This is a genomic window from Actinomycetospora callitridis, from assembly GCF_028737265.1.
GTDB classification, from domain to species: Bacteria; Actinomycetota; Actinomycetes; order Mycobacteriales; family Pseudonocardiaceae; genus Actinomycetospora; species Actinomycetospora callitridis.
Window position 1 is genome coordinate 37,194 of record NZ_JAQZAK010000001.1, and the last position, 21,191, is coordinate 58,384.

A 21,191-nucleotide genomic window follows, 5' to 3' on the forward strand; every position below is an offset into this window, starting at 1 on the left:
GGGCACCGCGCCGCGAGGAGATCGCAACTGCGGTGTGCGGTGCGGAGAATTGGTCCCTCTGGAGAGGCGCACCAGGGGCGCCGGACCGGCCTGAGAGGACCGTAGTGCCCGTCGGGGCCGGCGCCCACACGTCTACGGCCCCCGCAGCCCCCGGACGGCGGCGCGGGCGAGCGCCTCGGCCTCGGCGGAGGCGGCCTCGGCGGAGGCGGTCTCGGCGGCGGCGTCCGGGGGCGGGCCGTTGCCGCGGAAGGCCGTCAGGAACGCCGAGGCCTGGCACGCGCCGAGCAGGAGCAGCGCCGCGGCCCTGGGGTCGGCGGCGGGGTCGACCCGCCCGGCCCGTGCCTCGCCCGCCAGGTAGTCCGCGACCGCGTCGAACACGACGTGCGGACCGGTGCCCAGGCGGTCGAGCGCAGCCCGGTGGGCGGTGAGCACCGCGGGCTCGGAGAACACCGAGGCCGCGATGGGGAAGGTCTCGCCGTAGAACGCCAGCGCCTCGTGGGCCACCTCGGCGAGGATCTCCTCGAGGTCGCCGGTGCCGACGCGGTCGGGTAGGCCGTCGAGGACCTCGCCCAGTCGCGAGGGCACCCGCTCGACGAGGACGGCGACGAAGAGCGCCGTCTTGTCGTCGAAGTGCTTGTAGAGCGCGGCCTCGGAGAAGCCCGCCTCGCGCGCGATCTCCTTCGTCGTGGCGCGGGCGACGCCGTGCGAGCGCATGACCGCGAGCGCCGCGTCGAGGATGCGCTCGCGCGTCGAGGTGCTTGACCGGGTCCGGGGCACCCCGTCATTCTAAGTTGGTGAGTGCTCACTAACCAAGGAGGGGCCGTGCGGATCGTGGTGTTCGGGGCGTCGGGAGGGACCGGGCGGGAAGTCGTGGCGCAGGCCCTCGCCGAGGGCGACGAGGTGGTGGCCGTGGCCCGCACGGGCTCGGTGGTGCCGCCCGGGGTGGAGGTGGTGCGGGCCGGGTTCGACGAGGACGGGGTGATCGAGGACGCGGTCCGCGGGGCCGACGTCGTGGTGTCGGCGCTGGGCACGCGGGGGCGCGGGCCGACGAGCGTGTGCAGCGACGGGGTGGGTGCGGCGATCGCGGCGATGCGCCGCACCGGGGTCCGTCGTCTCCTCGTCGTGAGCGCGGCCGGGCTCCCGGGCGAGGGCGACGGCCCACTCCTGCGCGGGCTGGTCAAGCCGATCCTGCAGTGGGTGCTGCGCGACCACTACGCCGACCTGACCCGGATGGAGGAGATCGTCCGCGCGAGCGGGCTGGACTGGACGATCGTGCGCCCGCCGCGGCTCACGGACGGCCCCCGCACCGGTCGCTACCGGCGCGCCCTCGACCGCCACCTCGCCGGCGGGCACCGGGTGGCCCGCGCCGACGTCGCCACGGAGATCCTGCGCGCGGCCGCCGACCGGGACACCGTCGGGCACCTCGTCGCCATCGCCGACTGATCGCCGACTGACGCGCCGTCGGCCGCCCTGACACGCCCGGGCGATCGGTTCCGCGGACGGGGCGTCGCCGCCCACTACCGTCAGCGACCATGTCCACCGGTCGGCGCCGCCTGGGCTGGCTGCTGCCGACCGTGCTCGTGCTCCTGCTCGTCGCCGGGGTCGCCGGCACCTGGACCCTGCTGCGCCAGCCCCAGCTGCTGGCCGGCTCGTCGGCGTCCGTGGTGCCGGTCGTGCGGGCCGACGTCGTCACCGAGGTCCGCGTCCCGGGCGCGGTGCGCAGCGCGGGCGAGTCCGAGGTGTCGTTCGCGGTGAGCGGCGAGGTCACGACGATCCCCGTCGTGCCGGGCACCGTCGTCCGCGCGGGGGACGTGCTCGCCACCCTCGACGACGGCCCGACGCGCGCGCGGGTCAGCGCCGCCCAGGTCGCCGTCGGGGCCTCCGTCCGCGACCTCCAGGCCGCCCGCAACGCCGTCCCCTCCGACACGGTGCTGCTCGGGCGCCTCGAGACGACGGCCGCGCGCGACCGCGCGGAGCTCGCCGAGGCGACCCGCGTCCTCGACGGCACCGTCCTGCGGGCCCCGCGCGACGGCACGGTGACCGCCGTTGCCGGGCAGGTCGGTGACCGCGTGCTCGCCGGCGCGCCCACCCCGGACGACGCGCCCAGCCGCCGGCCGTTCGTGCGCCTCGCCGACCTCGGCGCCCTCGTCGTCCGCGCGTCGGTGGCACCCCGCGACGTCGCCCGTGTCGCCCCGGGTCAGGCCGCGGCCGCGGCCGTCGACGGGGTCGGCCCGACGGTCTTCGGCGAGGTCGTGGGCGTCGAGCCCGCGCCCGGTCCGGACGGCGCCTACGGCGTCACCGTCGCCACCGCCCTCCCGCCGGAGACGATGCGCGTCGGCCAGGCGGCCGACGTCCGCATCCTCGTCAGCCGGGCCGTCGGCGTGCTCGTGGTGCCGCCGTCGGCGGTGCGGCCCACCGGCCCGAACCGCGGCACCGTCCTCACGCCCCCGCCCGACGGCCGGGGCCCGAACCGGCTCGTCACCGTCACCACCGGCATCGCCGACGCGACCTCGATCGAGGTGCGCGAGGGCCTCCGCCTCGGCGACCGGGTGCTGGTCCCGCGCGACGGCGAGGAGCCGCGGCCGTGAGCGGGCGCGACGAGTACGCGGACCACCCCGACTACCCCGACGACCGCCGTGACGACTACCTGCCCGCGGAGTACGAGACCGACCCCCGCGGGGAGCCGCTGCCCCCGCCCCCGACGGATCGACGTCGCCGACCACGGCGCTGGGTGATCGGGCTGGCGGTGCTCACGGCGTTCGTCCTCGGCGGCGTCGGCGGGGTGATCGCGGACCGCCACCTCGCCGTCGGCTGCGAGACCTGTCCTCCACCCGCGGGTGAGGGCACGCCGCTCGTGGGAACGCTCGAGAGCACGTCCGACGGGCTGCTCGCCGTCCGCACCCCGGAGGGGCGGCTGATCGCGGTGCGGACCTCGCCCGCCACGCGCGTCGTCGACCAGGAGCCGCGCCCGGGCCCGGTGACGGCGCTGCCCCGCGGGACCCGTGTGAGCCTGATCGGCGTGCGCGACGTCGACGGCGTGCTCACGGCGCAGACGGTCGGCGTGCCGGGCTGACGCGCGCCGGGTGAGGCAGCGAGGGCGTCCTTCGCTGCGCACCACGCACTCGAGGTGACCCTCGCTCCATGCGAGCGGGGCTCAGAACGCCCGCGCCAGCCAGCCCATCAGGTCCGAGCCCCACCAGGAGCTCGTCTCGCCCGCGTCCGACGTCGCCACGGGGACGGGCACCGGCAGCGTCGTGGGCAGCGCCGGCAGGCCCGGAGGCACGAGGCCCGGCGGCGGGATCACCGGCGGGGTGGTCGTGGTCGTCGTGGTGGTGCTCGTCGGCGTGGTGGTCGTCGGCTCGGGCTCGGTGGTCGGCTCGGGCTCGGTGGTCGGCTCGGGCTCGGTGGTCGGCTCGGGCTCGGTGGTCGGCTCGGGCTCGGTGGTCGGCTCGGGCTCGGTGGTCGGCTCGGGCTCGGTGGTCGGCTCGGGCTCGGAGGTGGTCGTCGCGGTGGCCGACGTGGTCGTCGTCACCGGCGGCGTCGTGGTCGTCCTCGTCGTCACCGGCGGCGTCGTGGTGGTGGTCGTCGGCCTTGTGGTCGTGGTCGACGACGGGGGCGCCGTGGTCGTCGTGCTCGTGGGCGTCGCCGAGGTGGTCGTCGTGGTCGGCCGGGTGGTGGTCGTGGTCGGCCGCGTGGTGGTGGTCGTCGGCTCGGTGGTGGTGGTGGTCGTGGTCGTCGGTCGCGTGCTGGGCGAGACGGTGACGGTCGAGGTCCGGGTGGTCACGCTGGTCGGTGGGGCCGCGGCGGTGGTCGTCAGCCACAGCCCGCGCAGGACCGGGCTCTCGCCGCCGTCGGCGCGGCGCAGCAGGATGCGGATCCCGATCTCGCCGGTCGGGTCGCCGAGGTCGGCGGCGCCTTCCCGGGGCACCCGCACCCAGTCACCCCAGCGTCCGTCGCGCTGCAGGCCACGGGCCTCGACGACGACGGCCGCGCCGCGGGGCACGTCGACCGCGGGAACGCCGGCGATGCCGTCGACGAGCCCGAGGGTGCGTCGCGGCGCGAGCACGACCTCGCCGTTCGGGACGCCGTCGAGCCGGACGGCGCCGTCGGTGAGCACGACGCCCCGGTCGTCGCCGCCCTCGAGGGCGATCTCGGCGGACCAGCTCTCGCCGGGCGTCGGCGTGGCCGCGGCGGCGGGGACGGCGAGGACCACGGCGAGTCCGAGGGCCCCGGCGGCGACGGCGAGCGCGCCACCCCGCACGGAGGGATCAGCAGGACGGGACATCGCGTGCCTCCACGAGCTCGGCCGGGACGTACTGGGCGGTGCCGAGGCGGATCCAGCGGGTGCCGACCCCGGTGCGACCGCCCGCGGCCTGCGCCGCGCACTCGTAGGACATGCGTGCCTGCGGGGCGACGGAGCCGACGACCGCGGCGTCGGGCGCCGGGGCGGCCCGGACGTCGAGCCGCGTGCGTCGGTCGAGCGCCGTGCCCGACGGGCCGCGCCCGGTCCACAGGTAGGTGACGGTGACCCAGGCGTTGTCGGTGAGCCCGAGGTCGTCGCGGAACGTGCCGTCGGCGAGGTCGATGCCGGCGGGGTTGGTCACGCGGCGCCCGGTGGCGTCGCGGCCGTTGCGGTAGCCGTCGACGAAGGCGGCCTCCGCGGCGGGGCGTCCACGGGGCAGGTCGGCGAAGGTCCGGCGCACCTCCGGCGGGTTCCAGTAGTCGTCGCGCGTGTTCCAGGGGCCGACGTCCCACACCGGCGCCCAGGTGCAGCGCGTGGCAGTGGAGCAGACGCGCACCGTGTAGTCGCCGCCGCCGCGCGGGCTCAGGCCGCGGCGCGAGGGCAGGGCGACGAAGCGGTCGTTGCGCTCGACCTCGTGGCCGTTGGCGGTGTCGTTGCCGACGAGCCCGATCCGGGTCGCGAAGACGCGGGAGGTGAGCGCGGTGGCCGGGGCCGGGACGCCGAAGCCGACGGGCGAACGGTCGGCGGTCAGCCAGAGCCGGCGCAGGGCCGGGCTCCGGCCGTCGGCCGACGCGACGAGCGTGATCCGGACCTGGATCTCCGACGTCAGCTCGGAGAGCTGCGCGGGATCGCCCGCGTCCGCCTCGTCCCACTCGCCCCACGTGCCGTCGTCCCGGATGCCGCGCACCGCGACGATCACCTGCGCGCCCGCGGGCACGTCGGCGGTCACCTCGGCCGCGACCCGGTCGGTGACGGCGGCCGGACGGCGCGGGGCGAGGAGCAGGTCGCCCTCGGCCGGCACGTCACCGGTGGAGGTGCGGCGCGGCGCCAGATCGCCCAGGCGCACCGCCTCATCGCGGACGACGACGTTGCTGTCGTCGCCACCGTCCACCGCGAGCTCGGCGGCCCACGACTCGCTCGTCGGCAGGGCGGAGGCCGACGGGGCGATGAGGCCTGCCGCGAGGGCCGCGCCCACCGCGACCGCGGCGAGCAGGACACGGCGACCCGGCATGGGCACTCCTCAGTCGTCGGTGTCCCCCGCGAGTGGAGGACGGTCGGCGCCCATGCAAGAAGGTCGACGCAGCGTCGACAAGCGAAACACGCGAGACGCATGTGGGTGATACCCGATCCGGCGACTTACACCCCTGTCATTCCCTGGATCGTCGCGTGGCGCGTCGTTGCACCGGAGATCGTCCCGATGAGGTACCTCTACCGGGGTGTCTGACGACGGGGGGACCGGCGCGACCTGTGTGGTCCACGACGAGCGACCGCAGGACCGTCGTCGCCTGCGTCTGCTCGTCCGCGCCGTCGCCGCCCCCGACCCGGTCGCCGCCGCCCGGGACGCGGACGATCTGCTCGCGCGCCTCGCCGCGACGCCGCGGGCGTTCGCGGTGGTCGGGATCTCCGAGACCGAGCCGACCGGGCTGGCGGTCGTGCGCCGCGTCCTCGCCGACGTCCCGGGCGCGGCGGTCCTCGTGGCGGGCTCGGCGGGCGCCGACGCGCCCGCCCAGCAGGCCCTCGCGGAGGGGGCCGCGGGCTTCCTGCGCTGGGACGCACCGCGCGCGATGATCCGCACACTCGTGCGCAGCGCGGCGTCGACGGCGGCGGGCGACGACCTCGTGCCGCGCCCCGCGGGCGCCCCCGCCGGCGAGATGGTGGGCGACGGGGCCCTGCGCGACGTGGTGGTCGACCTCGAGGCCCAGCAGCGCCTCGAGCTGTCCGTGCGCGAGGTGCAGGTGCTCATCGGCGTCAGCCGCGGGCTGACCAACGCCGACATCGGCCGGCGTCTCTACCTCTCCGACCACACGGTCAAGTCCCACACCGGGCACCTGTTCCGCAAGCTCGGGGCGAGCGATCGCGCGCAGGCGGTCAGCCACGCCTGGCGCCTGGGCCTGTTCTCGCCCGCGCCGAGCCGCTCGGCCCGCTCGGCCCGCGCCTGACCCGTGCGTGGTCTTCCCGGCTATAGCCGGGAACATCGCTCACGTACTCAGTGCGCCTTGATCTCCTGGCGCGCGACGGTGCGCAGGTGCACCTCGTCCGGGCCGTCGGCCAGGCGCAGGGCGCGCGCCCAGGAGTAGGCGTAGGCCAGCGGGAAGTCGTCGGACACCCCGCCGCCGCCGTGGATCTGGATCGCGCGGTCGATGACGCTGCACGCCATCCGCGGGCAGATCACCTTGATCGCGGCGATCTCGGTGGCCGCGCCGCGCGAGCCGACGTTGTCGATCATCCAGGCGGCCTTGAGCACGAGCAGGCGGGCCTGCTCGATCTCGATGCGGCTCTCCGCGATCTGCTCGCGCACGACGCCCTGCTCGGACAGCGGCTTGCCGAACGCGACGCGCTCGTTCGCCCGCCGGACCATGGCGTCCACGGCGCGCTCGGCCATGCCGATGAGGCGCATGCAGTGGTGGATGCGGCCGGGGCCGAGGCGGGCCTGGGCGATGGCGAAGCCGCCGCCCTCCTCGCCGAGGAGGTTCGTCACCGGGACGCGGACCTCGTTGAGCTCGATCTCGCAGTGCCCGTGCTGGTCCTGGTAGCCGAACACCGGCAGGGCGCGGCTGATCGTCAGCCCCGGGGTGTCGCGGGGGACGAGCACCATCGACTGCTGGCGGTGCGTCGGGGCGTCGACGTCCGTCTTGCCCATGACGATGAAGATCTGGCAGCGCGGGTCGGACGCGCCGGAGATCCACCACTTCTTGCCGGTGATGACGTACTCGTCCCCCTCGCGGCGGATCGAGGTGGTGATGTTGGTGGCGTCCGAGGAGGCGACCGCGGGCTCCGTCATCGCGAACGCGGAGCGGATCTCGCCGGCGAGCAGGGGCTCGAGCCAGTTCTGCTTCTGCTCGGGGGTGCCGAACAGGTGCATCGTCTCCATGTTGCCGGTGTCCGGCGCCTGGCAGTTGATCGCCTCGGGGGCGATGACCGGCGACCAGCCCGACACCTCGGCGACCGGCGCGTACTCGAGGTTGGACAGGCCCGAGACGTCGGGCAGGAAGAGGTTCCACAGGCCCCGGTGGCGGGCCTCGGCCTTGAGGTCCTCGACGATCGGCGGCAGCTCGTGCTCGGCGGTCGTCCCGCGCCGCTCCTCCCGCCACTCCTCGTAGACCTTCTCGGCGGGCAGCACGGCCTCGTCGAGGAAGGCCCGCATGCGGTCGGTGTAGTCCTGCGCCGCGGCACTGGGTGCGAAGTCCACTCCCGCACCATCCCACCGCTCCCGGCCTGCGCGCGAGGGCAGTGACGCCCGTCGCCGGCGCCGTCGCAGGCGCCGCGCCGGACCTGCGGCGAGGTCCGGGGCTGTACAGGCGCATCGGCGGCTCTAGACTCCCCGGACGTGACGCACTTCCGGATCGCCGAGGCCGCCCGACTGCTGGGCGTCAGCGATGACACCGTCCGCCGGTGGACCGACGGGGACGCCCTGCCGGTCTCGATGGACGCGAGCGGGCGCAAGGTCATCGCCGGGGCGGACCTCGCCGCGTTCGCCCGCGCCCAGGCCCACAGCGTCCCGGACCCCTCGGGCGTCGGGCGCTCGGCCCGCAACCGCTTCGTCGGCCTCGTCACCGCGATCGCCAGCGACAAGGTGATGTCGCAGGTGGAGATGCAGTGCGGGCCGCACCGGGTGGTGTCGCTGATGAGCACCGAGGCGGTCGAGGAGCTCGGGCTCGAGGTCGGCTCGCTGGCGGTCTCGGTCGTGAAGGCGACGCACATCATCGTCGAGACGCCCGGGGGCATGGCGTGACCCGCGTCCCCCGACTCGTCCTCGCGGCCCTGGCCGCCGCCGTCGCCCTCGGGGTGGCGGCGTGCGGGGGCTCCGGCGGCGAGCAGCAGGCGCCCCCGCGCACGCTCACCGTCTCGGCCGCGGCATCGCTCACCGACGTCTACGGACAGCTCAAGACCCAGTTCGAGCAGGCCGAGCCGGGCACCGAGGTCCGCCTCAACTTCGGCGGCTCGGACACGCTCGCCCAGCAGATCGTGCAGGGCGCGCCCGCCGACGTCCTGGCGACCGCGAGCACCCGCACGATGCAGACCGCGCAGCAGGCCGGCCGCATCCAGGGCCAGCCGGTCACCTACGCGACGAACCAGCTCCAGGTCGCGGTCCGGCCGGGCAACCCGAAGCAGGTCACCGGCCTGCCGTCCCTCGTCGGCCCGCAGGTCACCGAGTCGGTCTGCGCCCCGGCCGTGCCGTGCGGCGCCGCCACCGAGGCCGCCGAGCGCGCGGCGGGCGTCACCCTCGACCCGGTCAGCGAGGAGCAGGACGTCCGCTCCGTGCTGCAGCGCGTCACCACCGGCAACGTCGACGCGGGCCTCGTCTACGTCACCGACGTGAGGTCGGCGGACGGGCAGGTGCAGGGGATCGACTTCCCGCAGGCCACCGCCCAGGGTGCGGCGCAGAGCTACCTCATCGGCGCGGTCGCCGGCAGCCAGGACGCCGGCCTCGCCGACAGCTGGATCCGGTTCGTCACCGGGCCCCAGGGTGACGCCGCGCTGACCCAGGCGGGATTCCGGCTGAGGTGACGCGCGCCGCCCCCTCGTCGCCGCGCACCCGCAGCAGCCGCACCGGCTCGACGGGGCACACCCTGCCGTGGCCGGTGTGGGTGCCCGCGGTCGTCGGGTTCGGGCTGATCGCGGTCCCGGTCGCGGGGCTGGTGCTGCGGGCCGACTGGCCGAACTTCCTCACGCTGATCACCAGCGACGCCGCCCTCGACGCCCTGCGGCTCTCGCTGCAGACGGGGCTGACCTCGACGGCGCTGTGCCTGCTGTTCGGGACGCCGCTCGCGCTCGTGCTCGCCCGGTCGGACCTGCCCGGTCTGCCCGTCTGGCGCTCGATCGTCCTGCTGCCGCTCGTCCTCCCGCCGGTGGTCGGCGGCCTCACGCTGCTGTTCCTGCTTGGGCGCACCGGGCCGGTCGGGCAGCTGCTCGACGCCTGGTTCGGGGTCACCGTGCCGTTCTCCACCGTGGCCGTGGTGATCGCCCAGACCTTCGTCGCCATGCCGTTCCTCGTGGTCAGCCTCGAGGGCGCGCTGCGCACGGCGGGCGACCGCTACGAGGCGGTGGCCGCGACCCTCGGCGCCTCGCCGATGACCGCCCTGCGCCGCGTCACGATCCCCGTCGTCCTGCCCGGCCTGGTCTCCGGCGCCGTGCTGGCCTTCGCCCGTGCGCTCGGGGAGTTCGGCGCGACCGTCGCCTTCGCCGGCAGCCTGCAGGGCACCACCCGCACCCTCCCGCTGCTGATCTACCTGGACTCCCAGGACGACCTCGACTCCGCCGTGGCGCTCTCCCTGCTGCTCGTCGTCGTGGCCGTCGTCGTCATCGTCGCCACCCGGACCCGCGACGCGAGCGGGGTCCGATGAGCGCCGCGGGAGCCGGGCCGGGGTCGCGCGAAGGGCACCGTGAGCCAAGGAGAGCGGTCGATGGTGCCCTTCGCGCGGACACCGCCGACACCGCCGACACCGCCGACACCGCCGACACCGCCGACAACCCGGGCCTCGCCGCCCGCGTCACCACCCGCCGCGGCGGCTTCACCCTCGACGTCGCCGTCGAGGTCGCCCACGGCGAGGTCGTCGCGGTGCTCGGGCCGAACGGGTCGGGCAAGTCGACGCTGCTCGGGACGCTGGCGGGCCTGTTCGACCCCGAGTCGGCGACCGTGACCCTCGCCGACCGGGTCCTCACCGACACCGACGCCGGCATCACCGTGCCCGTCCACCGGCGGCGGGTCGGGTTGCTCAGCCAGCAGGCGCTGCTCTTCCCGCACCTGACCGCGCACGAGAACGTCGCCTTCGGGCCGCGGTGCGCGGGGCAAGGTCGTCGGGCCGCGGGGGCGGTCGCCGACCGCTGGCTCGCCGAGATGGGCGTCGCCGAGCTCGCCGACCGCCGCCCGTCCGAGCTCTCGGGCGGGCAGGCCCAGCGGGTGGCGATCGCCCGGGCGCTGGCCGTCGAGCCGGACCTGCTGCTGCTCGACGAGCCCTTCGCCGCCCTCGACGTCGACGCGGCGCCCGCCGTCCGGGCGGTGCTGCGCCGCGTCGTGCGCGACAGCGTCGTGGGAGGTCAGACCGTTCTCCTCGTCACCCACGACGTCCTCGACGCCGTCGTCCTCGCCGACCGTCTCGTGGTGCTGGCGGACGGCGAGGTCGTCGAGCAGGGTCCGACGGCCGAGGTGCTCGCGCGCCCGCGCTCGGGGTTCGCGGCGCGCATCGCCGGCCTCGACCTCGTCACCGGCACGGCGTGCGCCGGTGGGCTCCACACCCTCGACGGGACCCTGGTCTCCGGCGCCGCCTCGGAGCCCCTCGACCACGGTGACCCGGCCGTCGCGGTGTTCGCGCCGCGCTCGGTGGCCGTGCACCGTGAGCGCCCCGCGGGCAGCCCGCGCAACGTCGTGCCGGTGCGGCTCGCGGCGATGGAGCCGCAGGGCGAGGTCGTCCGGCTGCGCGCCGGCGCCTCGGGGCGCGGCCCGGCGTGGGGGGAGGGGCTGGCCGCCGACGTCACCCCGGCCGCCGTCGCCGAGCTGGGCGTCGAGCCGGGCGACGAGCTGTGGTTCGCGGTGAAGGCCACCGAGGTGGCGGTGCATCCGTCCGGTCGCTGAGAGTCATTCGGTTTGACCGTGACTAAATTCGAGTTAGTGTGGCTCCATCGGAAGTGCCTTCCACGCGATGGAGACGTGCCATGACCACCACGACCCCGAACGCCCTCACGAGCCGGACGCCGGGGGAGCCCGCGCCCGACCTGACCGACTACCGCGTCGTGCACCGCGCCATGACCACGGACATGACCCGCCTGGCGTCCGTGGCCGAGGATCTGGTGCGGACCCCGGATCGACGGCGTCTCCGGCTGCTGCGCCGCTACCTGCGCGGGGTCACGTCCGAGATCCTCAACCACCACCGGGTGGAGGACGACGACGTCTGGCCCCTGCTCGAGGAGATCGCCGGCGACCGCACCGCGCTGGTCGCGCTCACCGAGGACCACGAGCGGCTCGACCCCCTGCTCGACCGGGCCTGCGTGCTCGCGACCGCCGAGGCGGCGACCCCGGAGCTCGCCGCGGTCCTGCGGGAGGTGGCGGACCTCCTCGTGCGCCACGTGGCCGACGAGGAGCGCGACGTCTTCCCGATCATCGTCGACCGGGTCCGGGTGGAGGACTACGCCCGGCTCCAGGAGCGATTCCGCGGCACGCTCGGGCTCGCCACGCTCACGTTCGTCGTGCCCTGGGTGGTCTCGCACGCCACCCCGGTCGAGCGCCGGGTGCTCGTCGCCGACGCCCCGCCGCCGTTGCGGGCGATCCTCGCGCTCACCGAGCGCGGCTTCCGTGCCCGCGCGGGTCGCCTGTTCGGAGGCGACTCCGTCGCACGTGAGTGAGTCGGGTCGTCATGACGACCCACATCCCTCACGTGGGCCGCAGGCCCGTCACAGGTCCGGCGGGCCGCCGAAGAGGGGCTCGTCGACGGCGCGGATCTCCTGGCCGGGCAGGCCCTCGGGGTGCTCGCGGCGCACCGACTCGAGGGCCGTCAGCGCGAGGTCGAGGTGGTGGCGCTTGGAGGCCTCGTAGAACTCCTGAGCGCCGGCGGCGAGCTTCGGCGAGCCGTGCAGGGGCTTGTCCGAGACGCACAGCAGGGTGGCGTGGGGGACGCGGTAGCGGAAGCCGTTGGTCGCGATCGTCGCCGACTCCATGTCGACGGCGACGCTGCGGCTCAGGCGCATCGCGCGCAGCGCTGCCTGCTGGTTGAACTCCCAGTCGCGGTTGTCGGTGGTGTGCACGATGCCGAGGCGGTAGGGCCGCCCGGCGGCGGCGAGCGCGTCGAGCAGGAACGTGTTGAGCCGGTGGTTCGGGACCACGGGCACGTCGAGGGGCAGCACCTCGTCGAGGACGTGGTCCGCGCGCTGGTAGCCGGTGGCCAGCACGAAGTCGCCCTTCTGCTGGTGGTTCCGCAGCCCGCCGCAGTGCCCGATCATGATCATCGTGTCGGGCCGGAGCACCGCGATGTGGTCGGTCGCCGTCTTCGCGTTGGCCGGCCCGACCCCGATGTTCACGAGGCTCACGCCGTCGCCGGCCTCGGTGCGGTGGTGGTAGGCGGGCATCTGCGTGCCCTCGCGCGCCGGCCGGTCCGCGTCGGGGAAGCGCTCGAGGAACGCCTCGACGTGCATCGCGTAGTTGGTGAAGAGCACGTGGCGCTGGAAGGCCGCGGCCGGGGTGCCGGTGTAGTGCCCGATCCGGTCGATCGAGAGCGCCATGCGCTCGGGGGAGAACAGGAAGAGCTTCTTGGCCCGGATGTCGACGCGGTCCTCGTCGAGCGCGGCGAAGAACGCGGGGTCGTCGAACGGCGGCTGCGGCCGCGACGCCCGCGCGGTGATCCGCGCCCCGAGGACGAGCAGGGACGCGAGCTCGCGGCACAGGTAGCGGTGGATGGCGCCCGCGCGGGCGAACTCGCCGTCGAGGCGCGGGTTGTGCGACGACCACGGCCGCTCGACCTCGAGCGCGCCGTACCACCCCGCCTCGTCGGCGTCGGCGAGCGTGGCGACGAGGGTCTCGGTGGCCTTCTCGACGTCGTCGGCGCTCAGCACGGCGCCGTCGACCGTCACGGGCTGGGGTCCGGACATGCCCGCATCGTCCCAGCATCGCGGGGGCACCCCCGCGCGACGTCGCCGTCCCGGCGCCGGACGGGCCGAGGAGCGTGCGGATGACGGACCTGCTGCTGCGCAACGCGCGGGTGACCGGCCGTGACGCGCCGGTCGACATCGCCGTCGGGGACGGGCGGATCGTGGCGATCGGAGCGGCGGACGCGGCCGGCCACGACGCCCGGGAGACCGTCGACTGCGCAGGCGACGCCGTGATCCCCGGGCTGATCGAACCGCACCTGCACCTCGACAAGGCGCTGCTCGACGCCGAGAAGCCGAACGTCGACGGCACGCTCGCGGGGGCGGTCGAGGTCACCCGGGAACTCAAGCGCGGGTTCACGGGAGAGGGGGTCCGCGCGCGGGCCGCGCAGGTCCTGGAGCAGGCCGTCGTCCACGGCACGACCGCGATCCGGGCCCACGCCGACGTCGACCCCGTCGTCGGGCTGCTCGGTCTCGAGGTGCTGCTCGGGCTCCGGGAGTCCCACGCCGACCTCGTCGACCTGCAGGTCGTGGCGTTCCCGCAGGAGGGCATCCTGCAGAGCCCGGGCACCAAGGACCTGCTCGTCGAGTGCCTGCGCGCCGGTGCCGACGTCGTCGGCGGCTGCAGCTACATGGAATCGACGCCCGAGGAGTGCCGGGACCACGTCGACCGCGTGTTCGCGCTGGCCGAGCGGTTCGGGGTGCCCGTCGACCTGCACGCCGACTTCGCCGACGACACCTCCGACCCCCGCTACGCCCTCGCCGGGTACATCGCCGACCGCACCCGCGCCCACGGCATGGCGGGGCGGGTCACCGTCGGGCACATGACGTCGCTGGCGAGCCTGGGCGCCGACGCGCGGAAGCGCACCATCGCCGACCTCGCCGACGCCGGTGTCGCCGTCGTGGTGCTCCCGGCCACCGACGTGCACCTGGGCGGGCGCTCCGACGACGCGAACGTGCGCCGGGGGATCGCTCCCGTGCGTGACCTGCTCGACGCCGGCGTGCGCACCGGCCTGTCGTCGAACAACATCCGCAACGGCTTCACCCCGTTCGGCAACGCCGACGTCCTCGAGATCGCGCTGTTCCTCGCCCAGACCGCGCACCTGGGCGGCCCGGACGACCTGGCGACGCTGATCCGCATGGCGACCGACGACGCCGCGCGGATCCTCGGGATCGGCGACGGGTACGGCCTGCACGTCGGCGCCGTCGCCGACCTCGTCCTGCTGGCCGCGCCCACCGCCACCGACGCCCTCCTGGACCGCGCGCACCGCCGCGCCGTGATCAAGCGTGGTCGTGTCGTCGCGACCACCGAGCACACGACGCGGGTCTACCGCTGACGGGCTACGAGCGCTGCGGGCTCGGCGCCGTCCGCCGGGCGACCTCGGCGACGCCGGGGCCCGAGAGCGCGTCCAGACCCGCCGGGCGGCCGGTGGCGACGAGCAGCAGCTCGCCGATCGGCCCCCGCACCTCGGGGCCCTCGCCCCGCGCCCAGTCGGCGTCGGTCGCGACGGCCCGGACGCCCGCGAACCGCTTCTTCGTGCCCCACACCGGGCTGCCCCAGCAGGCGTCGATCACGAGCAGCACCCGCTCGACGGGCATCGGCCGCACGAGGCCGAGGGGGCGGGTGATGTCCTGGCCGTGGACCAGGATGTCGTCCAGCGGGTCGGTGGGCCCGCTGAGCCCGAGCCGGTGCGGGTGGTCGGCCGTGGCGCGCAACCGCTCGAGCAGCGCCGCCGGGCTCATCGCGGCAGCGCGCTCGCGGGCCTCCCGGTCGAACACGGCGTTCATGTCACCGCGAGCCCGGACGACCTCGACCAGCAGGGGCAGCGTCTTCTCCTCGACCGAGAAGGTCAGGTGCGCGAGGACGTCGTGCGCGGTCCACGTCCCGCAGAGCGACGGGGTCGCCCAGGCGGCGTCGTCGAGGGTCTCGAGCTGGTCGGCGAGATCGCGGCGCTCCGCCGCCACGTGGGGCAGGAACTCGTCGATGTAGCGGCGCTGGGCGGCTCGCATGGGGGCCTGCCTCTCGGGTCGGGGGCACTCGGGGGGTGGACGGTCGCCGGGGCGGGAACTCATCGCTGCGCCGCGGACCCGTTCCGCGACATCGTGCGGCCGGGACGATCAGCCGGTGACGAGGGGTCGGGCCGCGTGACATCGTGGTCGGCACCACAACGTTCGCTCCCGGAGGTCGACGTGACGGCGCCCGCCCAGCCCCTCGTGCCCAGCTACACGTCGGGGATCTCCGACATCCCCCTGCTCGGGGACACGATCGGCGACAACCTCGACCGCACGGCGGGCGCCCGCCCGGACGCCGAGGCCCTGGTCGACCGCACCCGCGGCGAGCGCTACACGTGGGCGGAGTTCGTCGCGGAGGTCGACGCGCTGGCGCTGGGCCTGCTCGAGCTCGGGGTGGCCGTCGGCGACCGTGTGGGCATCTGGGCGCCGAACTGCTCGCCGTGGACGCTGCTGCAGTACGCCACCGCCAAGATCGGCGCGATCCTGGTCAACATCAACCCGGCGTACCGCACCCACGAGCTCGCGTTCGTGCTCGACCAGGCCGGGGTGTCGCTGCTGGTGGCCGCGCGCAGCTTCAAGAGCTCGGACTACGCCGCGATGATCGAGGAGGTCCGCGGCGACCGGCCGGCCCTGCAGCGCGTCGTGCTCATCGACTCCGACGAGTGGACGGGTCTGTTCGACCGCTCCGGGGACGTCGCGCGCGTCCGCGCCGTGCAGGCGGAGCTGACCCCGGACGACCCGATCAACATCCAGTACACGTCCGGGACGACGGGCTTCCCCAAGGGCGCGACGCTCTCGCACCACAACATCCTCAACAACGGCTTCTTCGTCGGGCAGCTGATCGGTTACTCCGACGCCGACCGCGTGTGCATCCCGGTGCCCTTCTACCACTGCTTCGGCATGGTGATGGGCAACCTGGCCTGCACCAGCTCCGGGGCGACGATGGTCATCCCGGCGCCCGGGTTCGACCCCACGCTGACGCTCGAGGCGGTCGCGGAGGAGCGCTGCACCTCGCTCTACGGCGTGCCGACGATGTTCATCGCCGAGCTGGGCCTGGAGGACTTCGAGTCCTACGACCTCACCAGCCTGCGCACCGGGATCATGGCCGGCTCGCCGTGCCCCATCGAGGTGATGAAGCAGGTCGTCGAGCGGATGGGCATGAGCGAGGTCGCGATCTCCTACGGGATGACCGAGACCAGCCCCGTCTCGACCCAGACCCGCACCGACGACTCGCTGGACCGCCGGGTGTCGACGGTCGGGCGCACGATGCCCCACCTCGAGTCGAAGATCGTCGACCCGGAGACCGGGCGCACCGTGCCCCGCGGCGAGCCCGGCGAGCTGTGCACCCGCGGGTACTCGGTGATGCTCGGCTACTGGGAGCAGCCCGAGAAGACCGCCGAGGTGATCGACCGCGCCCGCTGGATGCACACCGGCGACCTCGGCGTCATGGACGACGAGGGCTACATCAACATCACCGGCCGGATCAAGGACATGGTCATCCGCGGTGGGGAGAACATCTACCCGCGCGAGATCGAGGAGTTCCTCTACACGCACCCCGACATCATCGACGCGCAGGTCATCGGGGTGCCCGACGAGCGCTACGGCGAGGAGCTCATGGCGTGGGTGCGCCAGAAGCCGAACACCGAGCCCCTCACCGCCGAGTCGATCCGGGAGTTCTCCTCGGGCCGCCTCGCCCACTACAAGATCCCGCGCTACGTCCGCGTCGTCGAGGAGTTCCCGATGACGGTCACGGGCAAGGTCCGCAAGGTCGAGATGCGCGCCGAGTCCGTCGAGCTCCTCGGCCTCTCGAACACCGCGACGGCCTGAGCGCCACCCGCACCCACCTGCTCGCTCCGCCCGGACGGCGTCCGCTCAGCCGAATCGCGGTACCCGGACGGGGATAAGCTGGACGTCAGCGCTCCGGCGGTCGCCGGGGCGCTTCTTCGTCGTGAGCAGGCTCAGCGCAGAGAACGGGAGACGACGGTGCCGACCGGCAAGGTCAAGTGGTACGACGCCGAGAAGGGCTTCGGCTTCCTCACCCAGGAGGGTGGGGCCGACGTCTATGTGCCCAAGGGGGCGCTCCCGCGTGAGGTGGAGGCGCTCAAGTCCGGGCAGCGCGTCGAGTTCGGCATCGCGGAGGGCCGGCGCGGGCCGCAGGCGCTGCAGGTCCGCCTCGTCGACCCCCTGCCCTCGGTGGCCGAGGCCGCCCGCCGCTCGCCCGACGAGCTCCACGGCCTCATCGACGACATGATCAAGGTTCTGGAGGCCCGGGTGCAGCCCGACCTGCGCCGCGGCCGCTACCCGGACCGCCGCCACACCAAGCAGCTGGCCGAGGTCGTGCGCGCGGTGGCCCGGGAGCTCGAGGGCTAGGAGTCGCGGCAAGCCGGTTCCACAGACCACGCTCCTGCGTCGCGTGGTCTGTGGCGTGCCGGCGCCGCGTCCTGTGGTGGGCCTCCGGCCCGTCAGTTCGCGGGGACGGCGGGCGTCGAGGTGACCGGGATCGGGGCGCTGGTCTCGGTGGTCGCCGGAGGCGTCGCCGAGGTCGGCGCCGCGGCCGCGCCCGGCACCACCAGCTCGGGCAGCAGCGGCTGGCGCGGTGTGCCTCCGCCGCCGACGCTGGTGGGGGAGTTGTTGTCGACGGCGGCGAGGGCCTGGCGCAGGCGCTGCAGGTCGCGGCTCCAGGCGTTCGCGGAGCTGGCGTAGACCTCGAAGTCCATGCCGTAGTCGTTGCGGAACTGCGTGCGGGTGTTGCCGCCCGGGCCGTTCTCGGCGTTGAGGGCGAAGGACGGGCCGTAGGTGTCGTCGACGACGTAGGCGCCGTAGTTCTGCAGCGTCCAGGCGATCTGGCGCCCGGGCTCGGTGGTGAGACCCAGCGACGCGATGTCCACGGTCGGCGGGATGGCGAGCAGCGAGCCCATGCGCATGGCGTTGTTGGTGTTGCCGCCGACCGAGCCGTACCAGCCCACCGCGTAGCTGTCGGACTTCACGGCGGGCCAGCGGAAGCACTCGGCGCGCGTCGCGCACTGGGCCAGCTCGGCGCGGGCGTACAGGTTGATCTTCAGGGTGTGCCGGGGGCCCTCGGTGGTGCCGGGGCGCAGTTCGCCGACGCGGATCGAGCCGCCCAGCCCGCTCATGCCCGAGCCGCCGTGGGAGCCCTGGATGCCGGGGCCGTAGATGTCCTGGTCGGGGTACCGCACGTAGCTCGAGGCGGGCCCGCCGGCGACGCAGCGCGCCAGCGGCTGGGTCGAGACCACCGTCCGGCCGTCGGCGGCGAGGAACGACGCGCTCTCATTCTTGTTGTTGCTGGGCAGCACGAAGCCCGCCGGGATCGGGACGGTGGCGAGGGTGGTCTGCTGGAGCTTGCACCGGTCCCCGCCCCACCCGCCGGAGCTCGCCCGGATCGGGGTCAGCGGGGCGGTCGGGGTGAGCACGATCGGCTCGTCGTCGATCTGGGGGACCCGCGCGCCCGTGGAGCCGCCGGGCAGGGCGGGCAGGTTCGCGGGCACGTACACGGCGCCGCTGCCGATCGGCATGTTCCAGATCGAGGTCGACGCGAACGGCTGGCGCAGCGGGTCACGCCCGCCGGTCGGGGGCGGGGTGGTCGTGGTCGTGGTCGTGGTCGTGGTCGTCGTCGGTGGGGTGGTGGTCGTCGTCGTCGTCGGTGTCGTCGTGGTGGTGGTCGGTGTCGTGGTCGTGGTGGTGGTGGTGGAGACGGCCGGGACGGTCCAGCGCTGCGCCGTCGCCGTCGAGCACCCGGTGATGACCACCGCGGTGCCGGGCGTGGCGCCGTTGCCCTGTGGGGCGAGGCACCGGTTCGCCTTCTGGTTGAGGATCGTCCCGTCGGTCCGGACCGACCACCGCTGCGACGTCGCCGCGGTGCTGCAGGCCGCGAGGACGACGGCGGTGTTGTTGCCGGACCCGCCGCCCGCGGTGTCCAGGCACAGGCTCGCCGGGGTCCGGATCGATCCGTCCGACCAGCGGCTGAACTGTTGGGCCTCCGGCGTGGTGGGGCCGCAGGTGTTCACCGTGATGCGGCTGCCCGGCGCCGTCGCGCTGTTCGGGTTCTCGAGACACCGGTCGGCGGCGTTCCGGAACTGGCCGAGGACGGTGTCGGCCACCGCCGACGGTGCCACCACGACGGAGACGACCGCGAGGACGGCGGCGAGCACCGCGGACGCGGCGAGCGAGCGCCGCGCGTGACGCCGGCCGTGGACGGACGAAGAAGTGGTCGGTGTCGTCACCAGTCGGTCCCCCCAAGGCTCCGGCAGTCGCGACAGCGTTCAGTAACAGAACTGTCACGGGAAGGTCCGGATGGGTGATCTCAGGGGTGGCGCAGAGGCGCTGACCAGCGATGCGTCGCATTCGGTCAGCGCCCCTGCTCCGTCCGGCGGCGTCAGCCGCCCGGAACGGCCGGGGTGGAGGTGACGGGCCCGGGGGCGCTGGTCTCGGTCGTCGCCGGCGGGGTCGGGATCGTCGGCGGGATCGAGATCAGCGGCTCGACGAGCTCGGGCAGCAGCGGCTGGCGCGGCGTGCCGCCCCCGCCGACGGACGACGGGCCGTTGTTGTCGACGACCTGGAGCGCCTGGCGGATGCGCTGGATGTCGCGGCTCCAGGCGTTCGCGGAGCTGGCGTAGACCTCGAAGTCCATGCCGTAGTCGCTGCGGAACTGCGTGCGGGTGTTGCCGCCCGGGCCGTTCTCGGCGTTGAGGGCGAAGGACGGGCCGTAGGTGTCGTCGACGACGTAGGCGCCGTAGTTCTGCAGCGTCCAGGCGATCTGGCGCCCGGGCACCGTGGTCAGGCCCATGTTCGCGATGTTCACCGACGGCGGGATGGCGAGCAGTGCCCCCATGCGCATCGCGGTGTTCGTGTTGCCGCCGTTCGCGCCGTACCAGCCGACCGCGTAGCTGTCGGACTTCACGGCCGGCCAGCGGAAGCACTCGGCGCGCGTCGCGCACTGGGCGAGCTCGCCCTTGGCGTAGAGGTTGATCTTGAGGGCGTGGCGCGGGCCCTGGCTGCCCGGTCGGAGCTCGCCGACGCGGATCGAGCCGCCGAGCGCGCTCATGCCCGAGCCGCCGTGCGAGCCCAGGACACCGGGGCCGTAGATGTCCTGGTCGGGGAACCGCACGTAGCTCGTCGCCGGGCCGCCCGCCGCGCACCGGGCCAGCGGCTGGGTCTGCACGACCGTGCGCCCGTCGGCGGCGAGGAACGCGGCGCTCTGGTTCTTGTTGTCGCTGGGCAGGACGTAGTTCGACGGGATCGGGACGGTGGCGAGCGTCGTCGGGTTGGTGACGCACCGGTTGCCGCCCCACCCGCCGGGGCTCGCCAGGATCGGCGTCAGCGGCGCCGTGGGCGTCAGCACCAGCGGCTCGTCGTCGACCTGCGGCACCCGGGCTCCGGTGCTGCCTCCGGGGAGCGCCGGCAGGTTCGCCGGCCGGTACACCGCTCCGCTGCCGATCGGCATGTTCCAGATCGAGCTCGACGCGAACGGCTGGCGGATCGGGTCGCGCCCGGCCGCGGGCGGCGTCGTGGTGGTGGTCGTCGTCGGCGGGACGGTCGTGGTGGTCGTCGTGGTCGTCGTGGTCGGGCGCGTGGTGGTCGTCGTCGGCGGGGTGGTCGGCGTCGAGGCCGCCGGGACGCTCCAGCGCATCGCCGTCGACGTGGTGCAGGCCGCGATCACCATGCGCGTGCCGCTCGTCGCCGAGTTGTTCAGCGGGGCGAGGCAGCGGACGGCCTGGCGGTTGACCACCAGCCCGTCGGTGCGCACCACCCAGTGCTGGGTCTGCAGGGCCGGATTGCACGCCTGCAGCACCACCGAGGTGCCGGCCGCGGTCGCATTGTTGAGCGTGCCCAGGCAGCGCCCGGCCGGCGTCCTGATCGACTCGTCGACGGTCCAGCGGCTGAACTGCTGCGCCTGGTTGGTCGCGGTCCCGCACGCGTTGATCTGGATCTTGTTGTTCGCCGTCGTCGCGTTGTTGAGGTTCTCCAGGCACCGTCCGGCGGCGTTGCGGAACTGGCCGAGGACGGTCGCGGCGTCGGCGCTCGGGGCCGTGGTGACCGTCGAGAGCGCCAGGACGGCGGCGACGAGGACGCCCAGTGTGGCGAGCACGCGGGGCGCTCGGCGACGGACGGTGACAGCGCT

General features: G+C 74.6%; 20 protein-coding genes. 12 read left to right on the forward strand and 8 right to left on the reverse strand.

The window, feature by feature from the left end:
• Positions 1–132 precede the first annotated feature (132 nt).
• Entirely contained in the window at positions 133–777 is a 645-nt protein-coding gene (locus PH191_RS00175; protein WP_274192609.1) for a TetR/AcrR family transcriptional regulator, read from the reverse strand.
• Between the two features lie 45 nt (positions 778–822).
• On the opposite strand from PH191_RS00175, the gene PH191_RS00180 reads away from it, so the two are divergent.
• From PH191_RS00180 to PH191_RS00190, 3 genes are all read left to right on the forward strand, one after another.
• Complete coding sequence (locus PH191_RS00180; protein ID WP_274192610.1) at positions 823–1,443, forward strand: NAD(P)-dependent oxidoreductase; 621 nt, start codon at positions 823–825, stop codon at positions 1,441–1,443.
• Between the two features lie 89 nt (positions 1,444–1,532).
• Positions 1,533–2,588 carry an efflux RND transporter periplasmic adaptor subunit gene (locus PH191_RS00185; RefSeq protein WP_274192611.1) on the forward strand — a complete coding sequence of 352 codons (1,056 nt, stop codon included), beginning with the start codon at positions 1,533–1,535 and terminating at the stop codon, positions 2,586–2,588.
• A complete protein-coding gene (locus tag PH191_RS00190) occupies positions 2,585–3,073 on the forward strand; it encodes a hypothetical protein (RefSeq protein WP_274192612.1) in 489 nt (162 codons plus the stop codon). The genes PH191_RS00185 and PH191_RS00190 overlap by 4 nt, the downstream gene beginning before the upstream one ends.
• Before the next feature lie 81 nt (positions 3,074–3,154).
• On the opposite strand, the gene PH191_RS00195 is transcribed toward PH191_RS00190, so the two are convergent.
• Positions 3,155–4,285: a hypothetical protein gene (locus PH191_RS00195; protein WP_274192613.1), complete on the reverse strand. Its 1,131-nt coding sequence runs from the start codon at positions 4,283–4,285 to the stop codon at positions 3,155–3,157.
• The gene (locus PH191_RS00200) at positions 4,269–5,474 is read right to left on the reverse strand and encodes a hypothetical protein (protein WP_274192614.1); all 1,206 of its coding nucleotides are present in this window, start codon (positions 5,472–5,474) and stop codon (positions 4,269–4,271) included. The genes PH191_RS00195 and PH191_RS00200 overlap by 17 nt, the downstream gene beginning before the upstream one ends.
• A 205-nt stretch (positions 5,475–5,679) precedes the next feature.
• Between PH191_RS00200 and PH191_RS00205 the strand changes: the two genes are divergently transcribed.
• Positions 5,680–6,402, forward strand: a complete 723-nt coding sequence (locus tag PH191_RS00205) for a response regulator transcription factor (RefSeq protein WP_274192615.1) — start codon at positions 5,680–5,682, stop codon at positions 6,400–6,402.
• Positions 6,403–6,449: 47 nt separating this feature from the next.
• On the opposite strand, the gene PH191_RS00210 is transcribed toward PH191_RS00205, so the two are convergent.
• Positions 6,450–7,652, reverse strand: a complete 1,203-nt coding sequence (locus tag PH191_RS00210) for an acyl-CoA dehydrogenase family protein (RefSeq protein ID WP_274192616.1) — start codon at positions 7,650–7,652, stop codon at positions 6,450–6,452.
• A 138-nt stretch (positions 7,653–7,790) separates the two neighbouring features.
• Between PH191_RS00210 and PH191_RS00215 the strand changes: the two genes are divergently transcribed.
• The 5 genes from PH191_RS00215 (at position 7,791) to PH191_RS00235 (ending at position 11,803) form a co-directional block, all read left to right on the forward strand.
• Entirely contained in the window at positions 7,791–8,195 is a 405-nt protein-coding gene (locus tag PH191_RS00215; RefSeq protein WP_274192617.1) for a TOBE domain-containing protein, read from the forward strand.
• Positions 8,192–8,971, forward strand: coding sequence for a molybdate ABC transporter substrate-binding protein (gene modA / locus PH191_RS00220; RefSeq protein WP_274192618.1), 780 nt, complete (start codon positions 8,192–8,194; stop codon positions 8,969–8,971). The genes PH191_RS00215 and modA overlap by 4 nt, the downstream gene beginning before the upstream one ends.
• 62 nt (positions 8,972–9,033) lie before the next feature.
• Positions 9,034–9,807 carry an ABC transporter permease gene (locus PH191_RS00225; RefSeq protein WP_274193643.1) on the forward strand — a complete coding sequence of 258 codons (774 nt, stop codon included), beginning with the start codon at positions 9,034–9,036 and terminating at the stop codon, positions 9,805–9,807.
• A complete protein-coding gene (locus tag PH191_RS00230; protein ID WP_274192619.1) occupies positions 9,804–11,036 on the forward strand; it encodes a sulfate/molybdate ABC transporter ATP-binding protein in 1,233 nt (410 codons plus the stop codon). Before PH191_RS00225 ends, PH191_RS00230 begins: the two co-directional genes overlap by 4 nt.
• Positions 11,037–11,116: 80 nt before the next feature.
• Complete coding sequence (locus PH191_RS00235; RefSeq protein ID WP_274192620.1) at positions 11,117–11,803, forward strand: hemerythrin domain-containing protein; 687 nt, start codon at positions 11,117–11,119, stop codon at positions 11,801–11,803.
• A 48-nt stretch (positions 11,804–11,851) separates the two neighbouring features.
• On the opposite strand, the gene PH191_RS00240 is transcribed toward PH191_RS00235, so the two are convergent.
• Complete coding sequence (locus PH191_RS00240; protein ID WP_274192621.1) at positions 11,852–13,042, reverse strand: phosphorylase family protein; 1,191 nt, start codon at positions 13,040–13,042, stop codon at positions 11,852–11,854.
• An 80-nt stretch (positions 13,043–13,122) separates the two neighbouring features.
• Here PH191_RS00240 and PH191_RS00245 point away from each other — a divergent pair, with 80 nt between their 5' ends.
• The gene (locus tag PH191_RS00245; protein WP_274192622.1) at positions 13,123–14,376 is read left to right on the forward strand and encodes an amidohydrolase family protein; all 1,254 of its coding nucleotides are present in this window, start codon (positions 13,123–13,125) and stop codon (positions 14,374–14,376) included.
• 4 nt (positions 14,377–14,380) lie between these two features.
• Here the strand turns inward: PH191_RS00245 and PH191_RS00250 are convergent, their stop codons facing one another.
• On the reverse strand, positions 14,381–15,049 hold the full coding sequence (locus PH191_RS00250) for a maleylpyruvate isomerase family mycothiol-dependent enzyme (protein WP_274192623.1): 669 nt from the start codon (positions 15,047–15,049) through the stop codon (positions 14,381–14,383).
• A 180-nt stretch (positions 15,050–15,229) separates the two neighbouring features.
• On the opposite strand from PH191_RS00250, the gene PH191_RS00255 reads away from it, so the two are divergent.
• Positions 15,230–16,879 (forward strand): AMP-binding protein, encoded by a 1,650-nt coding sequence (locus PH191_RS00255; protein ID WP_274192624.1) that lies wholly within the window; start codon positions 15,230–15,232, stop codon positions 16,877–16,879.
• Between the two features lie 156 nt (positions 16,880–17,035).
• Positions 17,036–17,422 carry a cold-shock protein gene (locus PH191_RS00260; protein ID WP_274192625.1) on the forward strand — a complete coding sequence of 129 codons (387 nt, stop codon included), beginning with the start codon at positions 17,036–17,038 and terminating at the stop codon, positions 17,420–17,422.
• A 92-nt stretch (positions 17,423–17,514) separates the two neighbouring features.
• On the opposite strand, the gene PH191_RS00265 is transcribed toward PH191_RS00260, so the two are convergent.
• Positions 17,515–19,293, reverse strand: a complete 1,779-nt coding sequence (locus PH191_RS00265) for an RICIN domain-containing protein (RefSeq protein ID WP_274192626.1) — start codon at positions 19,291–19,293, stop codon at positions 17,515–17,517.
• A gap of 152 nt (positions 19,294–19,445) precedes the next feature.
• Positions 19,446–21,158 carry an RICIN domain-containing protein gene (locus PH191_RS00270; protein WP_274192627.1) on the reverse strand — a complete coding sequence of 571 codons (1,713 nt, stop codon included), beginning with the start codon at positions 21,156–21,158 and terminating at the stop codon, positions 19,446–19,448.
• Positions 21,159–21,191: the final 33 nt, after the last annotated feature.